At 35.5% G+C, this 19,395-nt stretch carries 22 protein-coding genes and 1 pseudogene; 16 read left to right on the top strand and 7 right to left on the bottom strand.

Translation table 11 applies throughout. The features are described 5' to 3' along the window. The first annotated feature begins 178 nt into the window (after positions 1-178). The 7 genes from ACMX9J_RS09600 to ACMX9J_RS09570 all read left to right on the top strand — a co-directional run bounded on the left by ACMX9J_RS09600 (position 179) and on the right by ACMX9J_RS09570 (position 6,108). Entirely contained in the window at positions 179-334 is a 156-nt protein-coding gene (locus ACMX9J_RS09600; protein ID WP_028414887.1) for a hypothetical protein, read from the top strand. A gap of 327 nt (positions 335-661) precedes the next feature. Further along, positions 662-991, top strand: coding sequence for a PadR family transcriptional regulator (locus tag ACMX9J_RS09595; protein WP_034267458.1), 330 nt, complete (start codon positions 662-664; stop codon positions 989-991). Then, a complete protein-coding gene (locus ACMX9J_RS09590; RefSeq protein ID WP_034267455.1) occupies positions 978-1,541 on the top strand; it encodes an HAAS signaling domain-containing protein in 564 nt (187 codons plus the stop codon). Before ACMX9J_RS09595 ends, ACMX9J_RS09590 begins: the two co-directional genes overlap by 14 nt. Continuing rightward, a complete protein-coding gene (locus ACMX9J_RS09585) occupies positions 1,531-2,394 on the top strand; it encodes a DUF4097 family beta strand repeat-containing protein (protein WP_416225737.1) in 864 nt (287 codons plus the stop codon). The genes ACMX9J_RS09590 and ACMX9J_RS09585 overlap by 11 nt, the downstream gene beginning before the upstream one ends. Before the next feature lie 335 nt (positions 2,395-2,729). Further along, complete coding sequence (locus tag ACMX9J_RS09580) at positions 2,730-3,896, top strand: alanine dehydrogenase (protein ID WP_033580028.1); 1,167 nt, start codon at positions 2,730-2,732, stop codon at positions 3,894-3,896. Positions 3,897-3,917: 21 nt separating this feature from the next. Continuing rightward, positions 3,918-5,336 carry a sodium/glutamate symporter gene (locus tag ACMX9J_RS09575; protein ID WP_033580029.1) on the top strand — a complete coding sequence of 473 codons (1,419 nt, stop codon included), beginning with the start codon at positions 3,918-3,920 and terminating at the stop codon, positions 5,334-5,336. 385 nt (positions 5,337-5,721) lie between these two features. Then, on the top strand, positions 5,722-6,108 hold the full coding sequence (locus ACMX9J_RS09570; RefSeq protein WP_154989931.1) for a hypothetical protein: 387 nt from the start codon (positions 5,722-5,724) through the stop codon (positions 6,106-6,108). A 134-nt stretch (positions 6,109-6,242) separates the two neighbouring features. Here the strand turns inward: ACMX9J_RS09570 and ACMX9J_RS09565 are convergent, their stop codons facing one another. Together ACMX9J_RS09565 and ACMX9J_RS09560 are read right to left on the bottom strand one after the other, a co-directional pair. Beyond that, positions 6,243-7,355 carry a type II asparaginase gene (locus tag ACMX9J_RS09565; protein WP_416225736.1) on the bottom strand — a complete coding sequence of 371 codons (1,113 nt, stop codon included), beginning with the start codon at positions 7,353-7,355 and terminating at the stop codon, positions 6,243-6,245. Between the two features lie 2 nt (positions 7,356-7,357). Then, positions 7,358-7,579, bottom strand: a complete 222-nt coding sequence (locus tag ACMX9J_RS09560) for a hypothetical protein (protein ID WP_416225735.1) — start codon at positions 7,577-7,579, stop codon at positions 7,358-7,360. A 381-nt stretch (positions 7,580-7,960) separates the two neighbouring features. Here ACMX9J_RS09560 and murQ point away from each other — a divergent pair, with 381 nt between their 5' ends. The 3 genes and pseudogenes from murQ to ACMX9J_RS09545 all read left to right on the top strand — a co-directional run bounded on the left by murQ (position 7,961) and on the right by ACMX9J_RS09545 (position 10,851). Next, positions 7,961-8,851 (top strand): N-acetylmuramic acid 6-phosphate etherase, encoded by an 891-nt coding sequence (gene murQ, locus ACMX9J_RS09555; RefSeq protein WP_028414879.1) that lies wholly within the window; start codon positions 7,961-7,963, stop codon positions 8,849-8,851. Positions 8,852-8,883: 32 nt separating this feature from the next. After that, a pseudogene (locus ACMX9J_RS09550) lies at positions 8,884-10,290 on the top strand (PTS transporter subunit EIIC); the annotation flags it as partial. Between the two features lie 78 nt (positions 10,291-10,368). After that, complete coding sequence (locus ACMX9J_RS09545) at positions 10,369-10,851, top strand: PTS sugar transporter subunit IIA (RefSeq protein WP_416225843.1); 483 nt, start codon at positions 10,369-10,371, stop codon at positions 10,849-10,851. A 111-nt stretch (positions 10,852-10,962) separates the two neighbouring features. On the opposite strand, the gene bioC is transcribed toward ACMX9J_RS09545, so the two are convergent. Genes bioC through bioF form a run of 3 tightly spaced genes read right to left on the bottom strand, consistent with a single transcriptional unit; the run spans position 10,963 to position 13,698 of the window. After that, complete coding sequence (gene bioC / locus ACMX9J_RS09540; protein ID WP_416225734.1) at positions 10,963-11,784, bottom strand: malonyl-ACP O-methyltransferase BioC; 822 nt, start codon at positions 11,782-11,784, stop codon at positions 10,963-10,965. Continuing rightward, positions 11,777-12,523, bottom strand: coding sequence for an alpha/beta fold hydrolase (locus ACMX9J_RS09535; protein ID WP_416225733.1), 747 nt, complete (start codon positions 12,521-12,523; stop codon positions 11,777-11,779). The genes bioC and ACMX9J_RS09535 overlap by 8 nt, the downstream gene beginning before the upstream one ends. After that, complete coding sequence (bioF, locus tag ACMX9J_RS09530) at positions 12,520-13,698, bottom strand: 8-amino-7-oxononanoate synthase (RefSeq protein WP_049165954.1); 1,179 nt, start codon at positions 13,696-13,698, stop codon at positions 12,520-12,522. Before bioF ends, ACMX9J_RS09535 begins: the two co-directional genes overlap by 4 nt. Positions 13,699-14,552: 854 nt before the next feature. On the opposite strand from bioF, the gene ACMX9J_RS09525 reads away from it, so the two are divergent. Both ACMX9J_RS09525 and ACMX9J_RS09520 read left to right on the top strand, forming a co-directional pair. Next, on the top strand, positions 14,553-15,473 hold the full coding sequence (locus ACMX9J_RS09525) for a lysostaphin resistance A-like protein (RefSeq protein WP_416225732.1): 921 nt from the start codon (positions 14,553-14,555) through the stop codon (positions 15,471-15,473). 43 nt (positions 15,474-15,516) lie between these two features. Then, positions 15,517-15,663: a hypothetical protein gene (locus ACMX9J_RS09520; RefSeq protein WP_014458831.1), complete on the top strand. Its 147-nt coding sequence runs from the start codon at positions 15,517-15,519 to the stop codon at positions 15,661-15,663. Positions 15,664-15,716: 53 nt separating this feature from the next. On the opposite strand, the gene ACMX9J_RS09515 is transcribed toward ACMX9J_RS09520, so the two are convergent. Next, positions 15,717-16,430 carry a hypothetical protein gene (locus ACMX9J_RS09515; RefSeq protein ID WP_034267430.1) on the bottom strand — a complete coding sequence of 238 codons (714 nt, stop codon included), beginning with the start codon at positions 16,428-16,430 and terminating at the stop codon, positions 15,717-15,719. Between the two features lie 378 nt (positions 16,431-16,808). Here ACMX9J_RS09515 and ACMX9J_RS09510 point away from each other — a divergent pair, with 378 nt between their 5' ends. Further along, positions 16,809-16,976, top strand: coding sequence for a hypothetical protein (locus ACMX9J_RS09510; protein ID WP_165573610.1), 168 nt, complete (start codon positions 16,809-16,811; stop codon positions 16,974-16,976). Between the two features lie 402 nt (positions 16,977-17,378). Here the strand turns inward: ACMX9J_RS09510 and ACMX9J_RS09505 are convergent, their stop codons facing one another. Then, on the bottom strand, positions 17,379-17,570 hold the full coding sequence (locus tag ACMX9J_RS09505; protein ID WP_028414873.1) for a hypothetical protein: 192 nt from the start codon (positions 17,568-17,570) through the stop codon (positions 17,379-17,381). A gap of 273 nt (positions 17,571-17,843) precedes the next feature. On the opposite strand from ACMX9J_RS09505, the gene ACMX9J_RS09500 reads away from it, so the two are divergent. The 3 genes from ACMX9J_RS09500 to ACMX9J_RS09490 all read left to right on the top strand — a co-directional run bounded on the left by ACMX9J_RS09500 (position 17,844) and on the right by ACMX9J_RS09490 (position 19,337). Continuing rightward, positions 17,844-18,176, top strand: coding sequence for a hypothetical protein (locus ACMX9J_RS09500; RefSeq protein ID WP_047750108.1), 333 nt, complete (start codon positions 17,844-17,846; stop codon positions 18,174-18,176). A gap of 75 nt (positions 18,177-18,251) precedes the next feature. Beyond that, a complete protein-coding gene (locus tag ACMX9J_RS09495) occupies positions 18,252-18,593 on the top strand; it encodes a hypothetical protein (RefSeq protein ID WP_047750109.1) in 342 nt (113 codons plus the stop codon). A gap of 234 nt (positions 18,594-18,827) precedes the next feature. Next, complete coding sequence (locus tag ACMX9J_RS09490; RefSeq protein ID WP_416225731.1) at positions 18,828-19,337, top strand: GNAT family N-acetyltransferase; 510 nt, start codon at positions 18,828-18,830, stop codon at positions 19,335-19,337. The last annotated feature ends 58 nt before the right edge of the window (positions 19,338-19,395 follow it).

Raw genomic sequence — 19,395 nt, 5'->3', positions numbered from 1 at the left:
ATTGATCCATTTCTATCAATCGTGGCGGAAACTGTTAAATTTTATCTTAAAAAGTGATATTCTTACAGGAATTCAATCAATATACTTTCAAAGCTATTTGTGGCTTTAATTTTTACAGTATAAAAAATATTGAGAGTCATGATTACTGTATTACTCTGAGACTAAGGATGAGCAATGTATGAACAAACTTATAATACCAGCCATACTCGTTATATTCGCTTTGTGGATCTTATTACAATTAGCTTTAGACGGGAATATCTTTAAAAACCCGCTAAATTATTTTATCTTAATTACGGTTTTCTTTTTATTTATCAAGCAAGCAAAAGAAAAATAGCCTAGAATGTTCGCTGCTGAGTAGTCTATAGTTATAGGCTGCTTTTTATTTTGCTGCATTAAAAATAATTCTATCTAGGACCTTCTTTTTAAAAAACACCTTACGTAGTTATTATCTAGCTGAATTTAGCACGCCATGTATCTTTTTCCAATAAGTTATTTTAGTTTGATCATACTCGCTATAAAATGGTTAAAATTTAAAAAAATATTAAACAGTACCTTGCAATAAACAATAGCTGGTGATATATTGTAATTATTAGGAAGTTATTATAAATCAGTACTATACAATAAACAGTAGTGGACTGTGAAAAGAAAAGGGTGAAGAGCAGTGAACGTGCAATTTAAAAAAGGGGTTTTAGAGCTGTGTGTCCTTGTGTTACTGGATAAGAAAGACCGCTACGGATATGAATTAGTTCAAAAAATCTCCGATCAAATTGAAATATCAGAGGGGTCCGTATATCCTCTTCTGCGCCGATTAACAAAAGAAGAATATTTTACAACGTACTTAAAAGAATCTACAGAAGGTCCTTCAAGAAAATATTATCAGCTTACAGCTAAAGGAAGGGAGTATTTATACGAACTTATCGATGAATGGAACGAATTTTCAAGAGGTGTTAATCAATTAATTAAAGAAGGTGTGAACAATGTCGAAGAGTAAATTTTTACAGCAATTAAATGAATCCTTAAAACCATTGTCCTCAAAAGAACGAGCGGATATTTTACAAGATTATGAAGAACATTTTTCCATTGGCTTAGAAGAAGGAAAAACAGAAGAAGAAATTGTAGCGTCGCTAGGATCCCCGAATCAAATAGCCAAAGAATTACTGGCAGATTATCACGTTGAGCAAGCAACAGCTAAGGCAACAACTCAAAATATTTTGAGAGCCACTTGGGCCGTAATTGGTTTAGCTTTTTTTAATGTAGTAATTGTTCTTGGTCCGGCCGTTGCATTAGCTGGCTTTATTTTATCAGCTTGGGCCATAGGTCTATGTTTCTTGCTATCTCCTATTCTAGTTCTCGGTGAGGCTATTGTACATTCAAGCGGCTTTTTTCTCTTTAATTTATTTATGGCGTTAGCATTTTGCGGAATTGGATATTTTATTATGTTAGGTATGTTTGTTGTAACGAAGCTAGCTATAAAAGGCTTTGTACGTTATCTGAAATACAATGTATCACTGGTGAAAGGCGGTTTAAAACGTGTTGAATAAAAAGAAACTCTCCGTTCTTGCAGGCATTCTCATCCTTGTTGGGATTATAGGAGGCCTCCTTACTTATCGTGCTATTGATCCTGAACCTATTTCAAAAGAAAAAGTTATTAACAGCAATCAAGTATCCAAGGTAAACATCGATACGGATAATACTCGTGTTCATGTGTATCCTATCAAAGGTGATAATATCAAAGTAACATTAAAAGGTGAAACATCTCCTAATATAAAAAGAGACTTCACTACTGACGTTAAAAATTCAACGCTTTTTATCTCCTATAATGAACAGCAGCGCAGCTGGGTCAATTTTGACATTGTTAGTGTATTAAAACCGCTATCCATCAATGTTTATTTACCTGAAAAGCAGTATAATTCATTAAAAGTTTCTAGCAGCAATGGGTACGTGTCTGTTAAAAAATTACGCGCAGCGGATGTTTCTGTTCGTGCAAACAATGGACGTGTGGAATTAGGGGATATTGACTCAGAAAGCCTGAATACAAACGTACACAATGGACTCACAAGCATAAAAAATGCTGCGGCAAAAATAGTTAGAGTAAAAGGAAATAATGGGAAAATAACGCTGAGTAACGTGCAAGGTAGTTTAAAAGGCGAAACGCATAACGGAAGTATCGCTCTTGAAACAGAAGAACTTGATCGAGACATTGACTTTAAAACGCACAATGGAAAGATTACGATTACGACAGAAAAACAACCAAGTGACGTTCAATTTAACGTTTCTGTCGATAATGGAAAAGTCGATATTTTGAATAAATATGATCGTAACGCTGTTATTGGAAATGGAAAGAATATCATTAAACTAGCTACTCACAATGGCAATATTTCAGTAGTAAAGTAACCTATTAGCTATAACTAAATTAAAAAGGTTTCACTCATTGAACGTTGATGAGTGGAACCTTTTTTCTATGCAAGATTAATAAGCTAAAAGCTTGTTACTACACAAAAAATAGCTAGTAATATTATATTATTTTGAATTTTTATTCATTTTAATTTATAATTTGGTAAGTGAATGCAGAATAAGGTTCTAATAGAACAATTACTCCAAAACTTGCGTGCTAGAAAAACAAGCTGTATTCATTTTAATCTGAATATTATTAATAGTTTAATTAACTTTGATATCACGCAGGAATGAGAAGGAGAAGCATTCAAAAAAACGACTTTAGGGGGAACAACATGATATTTGGTGTATTGAAAGATAATAAAGTGGGAGAGTATCGAGTAATTATGACGCCTGTGGAGGCTGCTGCTATTAAAGATGATGGTCATACGGTTCTTGTTCAAAAAGATGCGGGCGTACTAGCGGGATTTACGAATGAACAGTATGAAAAAGAAGGGGCGGAAATAGTAGAAACAACAGAAGAGATGTATGAAAGATGTGACTTTATCGCAAAAGTTAAAGAAATTGAAGAAAATGAGTATAAGCTGCTTAAGGAAAATCAAATTATCTATACGTGTATACATCCAGCTGCACACAAAGAGCAGGTACAAGCTATACTCGATAGCAAATGTATTGCGTTCACAGCAGAGGATTCTCATAGATTTGGTTCAGTTAACTGTGAAGCAGCGGGAAAACAAGGTGCATTAATGGGTCTGCAGGCTATGCTGACGATTAACGGCGGGAAAGGAAAATTTGTTAGTGGCTTAGCCGGAGCCCCTGGTATGAAGGTACTTATCCTTGGAGGAGGACTAGTAGGAAGGTCGGCGCTGCAGGTGCTACATTCTTTAGGCGCGTGGTGTACTGTAATGGATATCAATTACGGAACATTAAGAGATATTGGCAAAACGTATAATGAAAAAGTAAATACGCAGCTATCAACTAAGCAAAATATTAAAAAATTGCTTCCTGAAATTGATATGGTGATTAACTGTGTTAAATGGCCAAAGGAACGCGAAGATTATTTAATAGATCGTGATATGCTCAATTTAATGGAAAAAGGATCAGTTATTGTAGATATTAGCAATGATACTGACGGTGCGATTGAGTCCTTCCGTGAAACAACTCATGAAAATCCTACATATATCGAAAATGGTGTCGTTCATTATTGTGTCAGCAATATTCCTGGAGCTATTGCTAATTCTACTTCTGTAGCTTATGCGGCATCTGTATTGCCGCATATCCAATCTATCCTAAATTCAGGTGTGAAATCAGCCTGTATTAAAGACGGATTTTTAAGACGAAGCTTAACCGCTTATAAAGGATACCTTACACATGAAGAAACAAGTGCTATCCAAAATAGACCTTGGATCAAACCAGAAGACGTATTACATATAAAAGAAGAAAAACTAGACCCAGCACCACCGGCTACATCAACAAGATCAACTAATTTTTTAAGCATGTAACGTTACGAAAGGAGGATATGAATGACTGTATATACGATACTAGTAGATTTTGCTTGTGCCAGCGTCCTGATTCTAATAGGCATGCTGCTTCGCGCAAAATTTAAATTTATTCAAAGAAGCTTTATTCCAGCAAGCTTATTGGCAGGTTTTTTAGGTTTAGCACTAGGACCTAGCTTTCTAAATGTTCTACCTTTTTCTGAAGATATTAGCTCCTATGCAGGAATCATCACCATCTTTGTATTTGCGGCAGTTGGGATAAACGGGTTTTCTTTTTCACCAGGCAATATGAAAAAGGATATTAATCGAATGGGCGCATATGCTACTTATAAAATTCTTTGTATAGGTCTTCAAATGTCTATTCCAATTGTTTTTTCGATTTTAGTGATTTCAAAGTTTGCCCCGGAGATTAATAACGGATTTGGTTTGCTTTTAGCAGCCGGATTTTATGGAGGTCATGGAACGGCGGCAGCGGTAGGTACAACCTTTGAAAATTTAGGATGGGAAAATGCAACTGACTTAGGAATGACAGCTGCTACCGGCGGTATTTTAGCAGGTATTTTTGGTGGACTTATCTTTATAAAATGGGCAACGCGAAAAGGTTATACTCACTATGTGAAAGATTTTTCGGAAATTTCGGAGGATCTAAAAACAGGATTAGTTCAGCCTAAAAATAGAACGGCAATGGGGAATGACACGATTTCACCAATTGCCATGGATCCATTAGCTTTTCATTTAGCATTATTAGTTGTGCCGTCAGGTTTGGGCTATCTATTAAATAACTATATTGCTACTGCTTGGGGACTAGAATTCCCAACGTTTACAATAGCATTTTTAATAGCACTGCTTATGTACATATTGCTAGGCAAAGGAGAAAAAGGCGTTTACAAATACGTTGATAGTAAGATAGTCGATCGTTTAGGAAGTGCAGCAACCGATTTTCTTGTATTTTTCGGTGTAGCGTCAATTAAATTACCGATTGTGGTTGAATATGCACTTCCGCTTGGTTTATTAATGCTTTCAGGCATAGTAGTAGTGGTGGTGATGTTAGTCGTAATTGGACCTGCTATGAACTATGAAAGCTGGTTTGAACGTTCTATATTCGTGTATGGCTACTCAACAGGTGTATTCGCTATCGGACTTACATTACTAAGAATTATTGATCCTAACAATAAATCAAAAACACTTACAGACACAGCGGTAGTTGGACCGCTTAATACGCCATTAGAATTATTTGCATGGTCAGCGGGGCCTGTTATGCTGCTAAGTGGACAGCACTGGACGTTTGTTGGGATTTTTGCAGGCATATCAATTCTATGTTTCGTCATCGCTCGAATCTTCAAATGGTGGCACTGGAAGGTTCCTTTAGGCGAGCGTCCTCCTGTTCCATTAGATAGAAATGAAGGCTTTATTCGGATATCGGGAGAACATATTGAAAAATAACGTAGGTTAAATAAAATATGTATACTTGACTAATTATATTTATATCTTATGAACGAGAAACAAGAGCCCGTAAACATATGTTTACGGGCTCTTACAACGCGATGAGAAGTTTGTGATAGAGAAGGATAAATTCGTCCGTTTTCTACCATGATTTATCTCTTGTTTTTCTTAATTAATGGATTGTTAGTGCTTGACCTATATTAAGCTGATTGTCTAGATATTTATAGTCTCTGTAGGTAGAAATCTTTAAAAATATACCTTCTTTTACTCGGAAACCGGAATATTTTTCAGAGTTGTACGATACTATTTTCTGATACAACCTATTCTTACAACAGGTGGTTTCTTCATTTTACCTATAAATCGCTATTGAAAGGAGCAAAAATAAATGAAACGAAATGTTGTGTATGGCTTATTACTAACAGTGTCTTTAGTATTTGCGCTTTTTTTAATTGTTGATTGGCGCCAATATGAAACTGGGTTAGAACACGCTATTAAACCTGCTGATCAAAACTATGAAAACAGCGAAACCTATATTTCTGACAAACGTATGATAGATGTAATTGTAAAGCTAACGGAAGAAAGTCCTGCAACATTTGGAACGAGATTAAAAAGTGCGCAAAGAATAGATGAGAAGCGTGTCCATGTGAATACCAATAAGCTAGAAGGCATTATCGAGTTAAAAGATATAGAAGGTAAGACCTTGGTATGGCGTGTGCTAGACGCCACATCCAATCATTTAATTATAGAAAGCAAGAACTGGGGAAATGAATAAGGGACCTGCTGATGTTTTTTCTTATGAAAACAGGCTGAGACAAAAGTATGCTAGTGGTGGTGTCTCGGCCTGTTTATACTTTTGTTACCGATTGTTCTTAAAATACCAAAATGGAGGAGGAGAGATATTTTTGATTAATACTCATTAAAATATTCTTGAATCTTTTTAGGATCCTTTGTTTTCGTTAAAGCAAGCATTAAAAGAATACGGGCTTTTTGTGGATTTAATGAATCCGATGTAACAAACGTATCTTTATCATCTGATTCTTCATGTGTCACAACCCCGCTTCCTACGCGGCTGGATCTCACAATAACTACGCCTTTTTTTACCGCATCTCTAGCACCTGTTAGGGCAGCATCCGATAGCAGCCCATTTCCTGCTCCTGCGACGACTATTCCTTTTGCTCCGGCTTTTACGGCTGCGTCATAAAAGTTCCTAGAGTCGTTTTGATACCCATATATGATGTCTACTCGAGGAAGCTTATCTAATTTTGATACATCAAATAGTGATTGCGTTGTATGCTTACGAGTTGCTTTATTATAAAATAATACCTGATCTCCAGCTATTTCTCCTACATATCCCTGTTCAGGGGATTTAAACGTATCCACTGCCGTTGTATGTGTTTTCGTTATATAACGAGCTGCGCCAATTCGATCGTTAAGCGCTACTAAAACGCTGTTATTTCGTGCTTCTTTTGTAGAAGCAATTTTTACTGCGTTATACAAGTTTAGCGGTCCATCTGCACTTATAGCGGTAGCTGGTCTCATTGAACCAACCACAACCACAGGCTTGTCACTCTTTACTACTAAGTTTAGAAAATAAGCCGTTTCCTCCATCGTATCAGATCCGTGTGTTACGACAATACCATCAACATCCTTAGACGCTAATAGTGTATTAATTCGTTTGGCTAACTTTAACAAAATGCTGTTATTTATATTTTGACTTCCGATATTTACGACTTGTTCTCCGCTTACATTCGCTAGTTTTTTCAACTGAGGAACAGCTTTAATGATGGTTTTAATATCAAGGGCTCCTGATTCATATCCAGTTGTGTCTGTGCTGCTTTCAGAAGAACCTGCAATCGTACCTCCAGTGGCCAAAATTTTTATATTGGGCAACTCTTCTTTCACTGAATGTTTTACAGTCATTTTAGAATCATTTATAGATGCATTGACCAATGATAAAGGTCCCGAAAATAAGATAACGCTTGATAAACAGGTGATGCCTATTATTCTTTTCAGTTCCATCGTTACGTAGCTCCTTTTACGCCAAAGACATGTAACGGTATTATTAGTAATTTGAGTTTGAAATATCCAATCATTTGTCCGCACGAAGAATAAATAGATAAACGCATTATTTTTATGAGATTTCTTTTTGCTTTTTCTCTTAACAATTTTCTAATCTCCTCACATAAGTGAACTTGGGAATCTAAAAGCTTCATTTCGTTTATATCTTCCATTTGTTTAGACATGAGTTCGGCTCCTTTATAACCTTTTAAGGAACTATTCTGTTCTAAAAAATGGAAATTATTTCGCTTTTTTACCCATTTAATATAAGGTAGTCTCTATATAGGGATGAAAATAATGATTTTAATAGGAACGTTTGTAAAAAAATCCTTGCTGCAGCAGGGAAGGAGTCATTATTGATATAAGACATGCTTGATATTTATACGGTGAGAGTTGTCTTATTTACTAAAATTCAGGTATATGATGCTTGTTCAAAGTCACATATTACTATAGTTTTTGAAATTAAATTTTAACATTTTAAAATAATTGTTGAAATTTAATTTCAAAGACGTTATTCTGTACTTGAGAACGATTTCAAACAAAAACAAAGATAGGATGGATAAGTAATGCTTGAACATTTAACTACTGAGACTCGTAATGAAAAAACAATGAATCTGGATGAAATGTCCATTTTTGATTTTCTTACAACCATGAATGAAGAAGATGAAAAAGTTGCGAGTGCGATAAAAAAAGAACTTCCTTCTATTGCAAAAGCTGTAGAAGCTATTATAGAAGCTAAGAAACAAGGGGGGCGCCTTATTTATATAGGTGCAGGAACCAGTGGCCGCATCGGCTTGCTTGATGCTGTTGAGTGTCCGCCTACATTTGGTACAAACCCAGATGAAGTAATAGGCTTAATTGCCGGCGGAGAAAAAGCTTTTATCAAAGCAGTAGAAGGAGCGGAAGATAGTAAAGAGTTGGGCATGGAAGACTTACAAAACATTCGACTTACTAAGGTAGACATTGTTGTAGGGATTGCAGCAAGCGGTCGTACACCTTATGTCATTGGAGCATTAGAATATGCTAACTCAATTGAAGCTCAAACAATAGCAGTTAGCTGTAATAAGGGCTCTGATATTGGAAAAGTAGCAAACATTGCAATTGAAGTAGTAAATGGTCCTGAAGTATTAACAGGTTCTACTCGCTTGAAAGCCGGAACAGCACAAAAATTGGTTTGTAACATGCTTTCGACAGCTTCTATGGTAGGTATCGGAAAAGTGTATGGAAATCTAATGGTAGACGTTCAGCTGACGAATGAAAAGCTCGTAGAACGCGCAAAACGAATTGTGATGGAAGCAACTTCATGCACGTATGATACGGCAGAAGAGTACTTAGCAAAAGCAAATTGTAATTCTAAGCTTGCTATAGTCATGATTTTAACAGGACTTTCATATGAGGAATCTTTACATCGTTTAGAACAAACACAAGGGTTTATCCGTCAAGCAATCGTGAATTAAGTAGCGAAACTATAAGGGAGATGGGAACAGCTATGAGTAAACATCATCAAACAGCTAAAGAACTGCTTCAAGCTCTTGGAGGCAGTTCTAATATAGCGAATTATACACACTGTATGACAAGACTCCGTGTCACCCCAGTGAATCATAATAGAATCGATGAAGCGAGTATAAAACAAGTGAAAGGAGTGGTAGGGGTTGTCGATGATGATACGTATCAAATTATTCTAGGACCAGGAGTAGTTACGAAAGTTGCTGAACAATTTGGTATTGTACTTCAAGAAGATTCTGCAGCTCCTTCACAAGAAAAAGCTTCATCTGAAGGTTTGACGTCAAAAGGTGCAGGTATGAAATCTGAGCTAAAAAAGAAAAACAATACGCCATTTAAAAATTTTTTACGGAAAGTTGGAAGCATTTTCATCCCTCTCATTCCAGCTTTCGTAGGCGCAGGTTTAATAGCTGGCATTGCTTCTATTTTAGCCAACAGCATAACCGCGGGAGACCTTGATAAAGATAATTGGCAACAATACGTTACGATTCTTAATGTAATTAAAAATGCAATCTTCAGCTATTTAGTTATTTATGTAGGTATTAACGCAGCAAAAGAGTTTGGTGCTACTCCGGCCCTAGGTGGAGTTATCGGAGGTATCACCCTTTTAACGGGAGTTACAGAAGAATTCCCTATTATGAATATCTTTACCGATCAGCCTCTAACTGCTGGGCAAGGCGGGGTTATCGGAGTTTTAATTGCTGTATGGTTACTTTCATTTTTAGAAAAATTCTTACGTCGATTTATTCCTGATGCAATCGATATTATTGTTACACCTACAATTGCTCTTCTGATTGTCGGATTGCTAACGATTTTCTTTATTATGCCTCTTGCAGGTCTAATTTCTAGTAATTTAATTGGAGGCATAGATTGGACTCTTGAACGTGGAGGGGTTTTTGCAGGTTTTGTACTAGGAGTGGCATTTTTACCATTGGTGATGCTAGGTCTGCATCAAGTATTAATCCCTATTCATATTGAAATGATTAATACAGCTGGTATGACCATCTTGCTTCCGATTCTTGCCATGTCTGGTGCTGGACAAGTAGGTGCAACTTTAGCACTTTGGGTTCGTTGCCGTAAAAATAAATCACTTGTTACCATTATTAAAGGGGCTCTTCCTGTCGGAATATTAGGTATTGGAGAACCACTTATTTATGGAGTTATTCTTCCATTAGGACGCCCATTCATTACTGCTTGTATCGGTGGAGGAATTGGAGGAGCTGTAATTGGAATGTTCGGAAACGTTGGTTCCATTGCTATCGGTCCATCTGGCCTAGCTTTAATTCCATTAATTGCTCATGGTTTATGGCTGAAATATATCATCGGCTTACTTGCAGGATATGCTGGAGGATTCATCTGCACATATTTATTTGGCATACCAAAAGAGGCTATTACAGAAGGCTCTAATAACAAAGAAGTACCTGAAGCGAAGACAAAAGCTGAAGTTGCTGCAACAGGTGAGAAAAAAGAAATGAACGATACAACTTTAGGAAGCGCATTCAAACTTCCGTTTGATGGATATATTGTGCCTCTAGAAGAAGTCCCTGATGCCGTTTTTTCTTCAAAGATGATGGGAGACGGTTTTGCCATCGAACCAACTAATAATACGCTTATTTCTCCTATCAATGGGGAGGTTGTTAGCATCTTTCCTACAAAACATGCCATAGGTCTAAAAACAGATCAAGGTCTAGAGTTATTAATTCACGTAGGGTTAGAAACAGTGAACTTGAATGGGAAAGGGTTTACATGTCTAATTAAAGAGGGAGAAAAGGTTACACAAGGAACCCCGCTTTTAAAAATAGACCTAAACTACATTAAAGAAAATGCTAAATCACTTGTTACACCAATCATTTTTACAAATTTATCTGAACATAATCAAATACAGTTATTAAAAACAGGGTACAATGAGCAAGGTATAACAAATATTATTGAGTTAGTTTCTAAAAAACAGTAAGTTAATTAAATCTAATTGATTATTTAAGGGTACTTTTCTAAATAGAAGAGTACCCTTTTTTACTGGCGGCAAGTCATCACTTCTAGAGAGTAGCCAGGGCTGGATTGGCTATTAGTTCGTTTTTGTAATATTAAACATTAAGTAATGATAGGTTACTTTTACGCCATTTTCGTCACGATGATTATTTTCGTATAGGTTGATTAATTCACGAAAAAAGGAAGGGCGCTGAAAGTAGCTTTCCTCGTTACTGTTACTTGCTCCAATCTTTTTTATTGATGTAAAAAATGCCTTAACCGTCGCAAAGTATTGAACCTCTAGCTCCTCCGTTTTTGATAGTTTAAATGGATGCTCTCTCAATGGAACTAATGCTTGTTCACAAATTTGAGACAACTCTTCAAGAGAAAAAAACGATTGGCCAGGTGAACTGTTACTGAAAAGACCAAGCTTTTGTTTCACATGGCTGTAGCATGAATGAAGCTCTTGAAACGTACGGTTACCAAAGGTTGAAAATAGCAGGCTGCCTGTAGGCTTAAGTTGTTTATACAATTTTTTAATTGTCGTATGAAGACTATTAAACCACTGAAATGTTGCATTAGAAATAATAAGGTCATAATGTCTTTCTATACTTAGTTCCTCGATATCTCCGCATATGAAAGAAATTCGATCTTCCCTTACTTTTTCCTTTGCTAACTCAATCATTCCTGATGACAAATCAACTGCTGTAATAGCAGCCTTAGGGAATTTTTTGCACAATAATTGTGTTAAATAACCCGTGCCGCAGCCAATTTCAAGAATAGCTATTTCCTCGTTAAAGAAATTGGTGGAAAGCTGATCTATTAATTGGTTTGCCATGCTTTTTTGTACATCGGCATAAGCATCATAAGTTTTAGCATGATTATTGAACCTTTTCTTTAAAAGTTGCTTATTAATCATAAATGAGCTCCTTTTCGATAAATTTTTCTATAAGTTGCGTACAGTGCTGAGGCTTTGTAAAAAAAGGAATATGGCCAGCTTTTTCTAGAATACACAGCTGCGCTTTTCCACCAATTCTTTCAGCTATGAAAGAAGAAGACTCAGGTAAACATATTTGATCATCTTTTCCATGGATCAACAAACAAGGAGTTTGAATTTGATTGAGTTGCATTCTAACATCTTTTTGGAGTAAATAATCCAGCCCTGTAAGGAGGGAGTACATGCTGTCTCCTTGATAATCACGCTGAACAACTTCCATAAATTGATGATGAAATTCTTCTTCTTTTTCAAATTTAGTGAACATAGCGTTATAAAATGAAGTAAGGGTTTCTTCTTTATTACGCTGTAGTTGTTTTTTCATACGTTCAACGATGCGTTGCTCCCATCCAAATGTATTATGCATGTCGTTTGTAAAGCGACTAGTTCCGCCAATTAATATGAGTCCTTCTATCTTGTTAGGGTATAAATTTGCAAGTTCAAGCGTTACAAGAGAACCTAATGACCAACCCATTAAATAAACAGTACCTGGAGTAGAAATAAGCAATTGAATTGCTCGTTCTCTAAAGTCACTTAGTTCTTTTACGCCTCTCCAGTCTGTACACAAAACGTTACATATAGTAGACAATGATTTTATGATTGGTTGAAACGCTGCTTTTTCCATTCCCCATCCGGGAAATATTATAATAGTGGATGGTTTCATTGAATCACACTCATTTCTTTTCCAATTAGAGAAATTCTCTTTATGGCCCAATCTAAATCTTCTCGCGTATGATCGGCTGTTACAGTAAAACGAATTCTTGCTTTATTTTCAGGAACAGTAGGAGGCCTAACTGCAATAGCAGCAATTCCTTCTTTCTGTAAACGCTCTGCAAACTGCATTGTTCTTTTGTTTTCTCCCGTTAAAATTGGAATGATTTGAGATTGACTATTACATGTGTTAAATCCTTCGTATGTAAGTGCCTTCCTAAAAAATAGTGCATGTTCTTGAAGAAGTGCGCGGCGCTCTGTGTCTTGTTGCACCTTTTCAATTGCAGCCGTTATTGCACCGAGTATAGCAGGGGGAAGAGCAGTTGAATAAATGAGTCCTCGCATTCTATTTTTCAAATAATCTATGAGCCACTGTTTTCCCGTAACATAAGCTCCAAATGACCCTAGCGCTTTACTAAACGTTCCCATTTGAATATCAATTTTATCTTGCAGATTAAGAAAATGTGCATATCCTTCACCATTTTTTCCGTATACACCGCTTGCATGAGCCTCATCAACCATTAGTAGGGCGTTATATTGCTCTTTTAATTTAACAAGCTCCTTGAGCTTGGCGAAATCACCATCCATGCTGAAAACAGTATCTGTTACAACTAACTTCCGTGACTCTAAGGGAACTTTTTTTAATAAATTTTCTAGGTGGTTCATATCGTTATGGCGATAGCGTTGAAGTTTTGCACGGCTCAGTAGGGCCCCATCAATGATACTTGCATGATTTAACTTATCGCTGAAGATGAAGCCATTACGCGGAACCAAGGCTGAGATGATTCCTAGGTTTGCATTATAACCACTATTGATAATAAGTCCTGCCTCAGCTTTCTTCCAATTAACAAGGGCTCTTTCTGCTTTCTCGTAAAGGAAGTGATTTCCTACTATTAAGCGTGAAGCTGTTGCTCCTACTCCATACGTCATCACAGCATCACTCATTGTTTTCTTCAGTCCACTATCTCCTGCATAGCCTAAATAGTTATTAGAGGCAAGGTTTAACATTTTACGTCCATTGACTGTAAGCCATGGTTGTTCAGCAAATTCTGTAGTAACAAGGTGCCGTTTTTGAAAAATTTCATCTAAATAGGCAAGTTCTCTCTTAATATCTTCTTCCCAATACAATACACTCTCACCACCGACAATAAAATTAGTTAACTTTAATTTTTAAAAGGTTAACATATATATCTAATCACTCCTTTAGAAGAGTGTCAAGATGAGAGAGGTTATAAAAACTCTTGAATAAAAGAAGCAAACTCCTAACGGTAGGGAGTTTGCTTTTTTTGTTCTTTAAATATTCCTGTTTAATAACAAACGTCTTTTCCGACATGTTTTGGATTTATTTACACGCATCATATTAATCTAGCAATTTTATTTGCTTTACTAAACACTTCATATTGATTATCCTCATTTTCTTAGTTATAATGTAATTGTTACATTTGTAATAATAATGTAATATAATTGTAACTTATATACATTTTTGCGGTGTTAGATAGAATGGTAGCTAATTTTAAAAAATGAAAAGCTATTTATGGATAAGCCCTTAGCGATTGTGGAAGCAGCCGCGAGGGGAAAACTTTAGATAAAAAGGTGAGGACGATGTTGAAAAAAATATTTATTTTAGTTGTTCTAGGATATATATTCTTGAGTAGCAAGTATTTTCTTCAAAATTATGTGTATGCGGGCACGTATGAGCAGGATATAAAGGTTAACGATGACTTAGTGTCGAGTCTTCTTTTAGAAGAAGCTGTTTTTTGACGGCTTTTAAGGCGCTAAATTTTATATAAAGAGGTAATGGGTAGAGTTGTAATTTCTTAATGTTTTCAGTCTCTTCCCTTATCTTCAAAGGTAAAAAGCAGGCGGTAGTTAACATAATTGCAGGACTTCGGGTCCTAATAGATTTTTACATTGCCTAGACAACAACGAAGTAGAGAAGAACGATGTAGTTGAGAAGAGAAGGCTGAGGGAGTAAGAATAAAATGAAAAACTATTTAAATGTGGAAGAAGGAAAAAATAGCTGGAAGCGTTATGTAAGTACAACAATCCTTGCTTCTGTGTTTATACTGTTAGGATCCATTATTTATATTATTGCTGAAATGATAATGGTTGTAGCTGATGAAAGTGGAAAATCATATGTTGATTTTGATAGCGGATTAGCTGTAGGAATCAATGCTAATCTTGATTTTCTGTTGTCTCATATTATGTACATATGCTGGATTTTTGGTTTATGGATCGGGATTCGTTTTATTCACAAACGAAAAATGAAATCACTAATCACTGCTAACAAACGTGTGAACTGGAAGAAAGTAATATGGTCTTTTGGAGCTTTTAGTCTGTTACTAATCGTTTCACAATTAATTGATGTCGTGTTTAACCACTCGGATTATTCATGGAATCATGTAAGTTTAAAAGAGTATGCCCTGTTAGTACTGATCACGCTTTTATTAGTACCTATTCAAACAACAACCGAGGAGCTGTTTTTTAGAGGTCTTCTTCTTCAATGGGTGGGTAAGAAAGTGAAGCGTCCAATTTTACTTGCGATTATTGTGGGACTAATGTTTTCAATAGGTCATTTTGCTAATCCTGAAATGAATAAATCCATTATATTGGTGGGACTAGATTATATTGTAGCTGGTTTTGCTCTTACATATATCGCGGTTAAAACAAAAAGCTTAGAAATTACCATTGGCGCACACGCAGCCAACAACATATTTCTCGCTCTGTTCCTTACAACGGATGATTCTGTTTTCGGGTCTATACCGAGTTTGTTTAAGGTAGCTAACACTGAGCCAGGAGCTAACCTTATTTGGTCGATTGTTATGTTCAGTGTTTTCTATATCTTATGTAGAGGGAAGATAAAAAAGGAAGAAGCAGCTGACAAAGATCAGCCTATTGCTTAAATTGGCAGAACCAATACCTAAACAGGATAGGAGATGTAACAGAGTGAGTGGAAATCACGATGAAAATAAACCATTGACTCGTGCAGAAATGAAGCGGGGCCACTTAGCTACTCAACATCGTATTTTAAATGTGCTTATCGTTCTTGCATCGATTGCTGCAGTATATCTAGTAATAAAAACCATACTTTAAAAGAGCAGCCTTAAAGGCTGCTCTTTTTATTTTGTAAAAACACGCGCACGCAGCTACCAATTGAAAAAAGCTTTTAACGAAATCATTGTAGCCGCGTAGACAAGAGATGAGATTAAAAAGGTTGGCAAATGCGCATGTTTTTCAAAAGGGAGCTCTTTACTGATGACGTTAAATAACATTGCACCTGAACTAAAAGCAATCATCGACTCAATAAGCAGGCCTGATGAGGGGCCAAAGACGCCCAAAATTGACCCAAGAAAAGTTGCTCCGGCAAGCATATAGCGACCTCTATTTTTGTGTAAGCGCGGATGTTTTTTTCCTAGATGGTAAGACCACCCGATAAAATGAAGGCTGATAGCCAGTCCGTAGAATACTGATTCAACTCGCTTAACATCGGTTGAAAACACGACATAAGAAATGATAAAAGAATAAATCATAAAAAAACTAGCCTGTACCATATAAACGGTCAGTTCCGTTAGGTGAGTGGCTGCTTTTGTCTGAGCAAATGAATACACTGAAAAATAGACGAGTAAGCCGAGAAGACCAAGAAAATATAGTTCAGTATCAAGGGCTAGCGATCCTCCAAACTCTTCTTGTTTCTTATGAAGCGTCGGTAAGATATAAATAAATACATAAGCAATAGCTACACCACCTGATAATGAGAGCAGCTTTTGCTCCCCGATTGGAGAACGTTCGACAATCGTTAATGCGTATAATTGAATGAGGATAAAAACAATACCTATTATAATTGATTCAATTGTAACCATGATGGTCTCCTTTTAAGGTTCACTTTTAGGGTTTAATTCCCTTTAATAGAAGAAGAGAAACCATGATTTAGATGGTAAATGAAAGCTGCAACGGGTGTTCGACTCAAAGCAGCAACGCTCCTTATCACGTGACAATAAAATGGAATGGGAAAGAAGATAAATTTGATTTAAAATCAAAGTAGAACGATAAAACGTTGTATGTATATGAAACTAAAAATCCGGCCACGTTAATAACATATTTTCCCTATTTTAATCAAGTTAAAAATCCTTTGCCTACATCAGGGAAGGATTTTTTTAAAAAATTTTGCATTTATTGGTTGTTAATCTGAATAAAGGGGAATTACATCTAGTAAGAGCATACAAAGGGGATAAATAGTAGTGACAAATTATAGGTACTATACGGGATCCCTGTTCGTCAGGGAATTAGAACGTTTAAAAGAAGAATATATTCAACTTGATCTCGATGATATGAAAAGAATGGTTGAAGAAGATATTTTACTGTTGGAAAAAGCGGTGAATATGCTGTCTACGAATACCATTTCTTAAGTTAAGCAACTTACTCAAGAAGCAATAAAGCATTATTTAACGACTACTGTTCATTCAATTTTTAAAAAAAGCTACCTCTTTTGACTGGGAAGAGGTGGTCTTTTTCAATTTCTAGACTGGATAGGGCATATGAAACAAAAAAAGCGTTTGAAAGAAGTTTTATAACATTTCCTAGTCTCTAACAAATGTTGCCCAAACAAAAAAAGGACATTTCTTCTATGCCCTGTTCCCTCATATCAGCCCCGCCTACGCTAAATACTATGACAGCCACTCATGCCATCCAACCTATACTTAGTATAAACGAAAGCGTTTACAAAGTAAAGATATTAATGAAATATTCTGTCTATTTTTTATATTAAACGTATCTATTTCGAATAATATCAAATATAATAGATGAAATTTTTAATGTCTAGAGATTAGCTCACTCATTAATCTGTTTAAAGCAATGTGTAATATATCATGTTCTGTATACTCTTGTTCAAAGGCTAGACTTCTTTTTTCTTTTTTCCTCAACAGCTTTCTAATTTCCTCACATAAGTAAAGTTGAGAATCCAAAAGCTTTATTTCTTTTCTATCTTTTGTTTGTTTAGACATGAAATCAACTCCTTTATGATTCTTTAAGGAACTATTCTACCTTAAAAAGTAAAAATCCTTCTTCTATTACATCGGATTAACATAATGGGGTTTATTAGAAGGACCAACCTTAGATTAGAGAAAAATTGATCCTGTTTTTTGAGAAACAATGTGTCAACAATGCTACAAAAAATTCTTTTTCTATTTAAATATTTTTTAAGGTGCAAATCCTTAAAAGTTAACTTCCTTTAATTATAATTAATGGTAAAATAATCAATATAAAAGGAGGTTATCATGTATTCACCACAGGAAGCCTTATTGGCCAGTTCTCTTTATTTTGTATTCATTATTTTCTCTTTCATAATTAGTTTCTTTATTGGAAGAATACTTATTATAAAATCTCATAGATCAGTAGGAGAAGTTCAGGCAATTTCTCTTTTTATTCATTTTGTTTTGTTCGGAACGGATTTTAGATATTGGTGGTGGGGACACGCTATGTCTATTCTTAACATCTTTGAGTTTTTAGCAACTACGTTTATAAGCGTTCTTCTCTTTATAATTAGCGAATGTATTCTTTATTCCTGGTTGAAAAAGCTCTATAAGACGAATGTACAAAAAGATGCTTAAATCTAAAACAACAGAAATTTTAATGCAATAAGATCCATCTCATTGTAAAAATGTCATTGAAAGAAGGGCAATACTTTGAAAAAAGCCGTGACGACCGTTTCAGCAATTCTACTAATAGGAGCAGGGATTTTTTATTTTGTTACATTCTTTGCCTATATCCCATCTGATAAGTTTTTCGGTTTCCCTGTTCCTAAAAATGCAAAGTTAGTAAAAGGAAAAGAACGTACAGCAATATATGATTGGTCTAAAGCTTCTGAAGAAAACGGCATTCCGTCAGGATATAAATTAGTGATTAAATCAAAAGGGTGGAAGGAAAGGGACCGAGAAGGTGCCTCGACGTATTACGAAAAAGGAAATAAGATAATTGATTTAATAGTTCAAACCGATGAATTAACCCTAATTAAAGACAAAGATTAACTATACGTAAAATGTAAGAGAGGGTTTTTTTATTGATTCCAGAATTATATACAAAAATGTTCTATTTAAATAGATTAATGGCTTCATTCAATTATGCATCTACTTATTTTAATTTGGCTGTTGTATATCGTAAGTAGAAATACACATTTACCTTTGTCAGCGATATTTAGGGAATCAAGTATGGAATGAATTGTAATTTGTGATTGCATTTCTTTAGAAGGAGAAGATAAATCAATGAGTACAAAAAGAATACATCTTACGCCATTTGAAACTACTCACATTCAATACTTACATAAATGGTTAAATGATGAACGGGCAATACGAATGATAGGCAGAACACCTTTAACTTATGAAGAGGTGGTACAAGAAGTAGAAAAGAAAAGAATGAACAACGATTTAATTTTAGGAATTGAAAGCGATGAAAAAGAATTAGTCGGATGGGTATTTCTGAAGGATATAGACTATGCACATGGAAGAGCTAGTATAGGAATTCTCCTATCTTCAGAATCTAGAGGTCACGGATATGGTCGAATGGCTATGGAACAAATGATTGATCTAGGGTTTAAACAGCTTCGTCTAAATAAAATCTATTTAACCACAAGGGGAATAAACGAACAGGCCATTACACTATATGAAAAGATTGGTTTTGTTACCGAAGGAAAATTAAGAAACCATGCCTATGTGGATGGGAAATACGTAGATACATATTTTATGGGTATATTAGCTTCAGAGTGGAATAAGTAAGCTTACCGGCCATGATGAAATTTTAAAAACTAGTACTTCTTAAGATATGTATTTGATT

The sequence above is a fragment of the Priestia sp. RMT2NF4 genome (genome assembly GCF_047872835.1).
Taxonomy (GTDB): Bacteria; Bacillota; Bacilli; order Bacillales; family Bacillaceae_H; genus Priestia; species Priestia zanthoxyli.
Note: the sequence above shows the minus strand (reverse complement) of the source record. Positions and strands in the feature narration are given on the sequence as shown.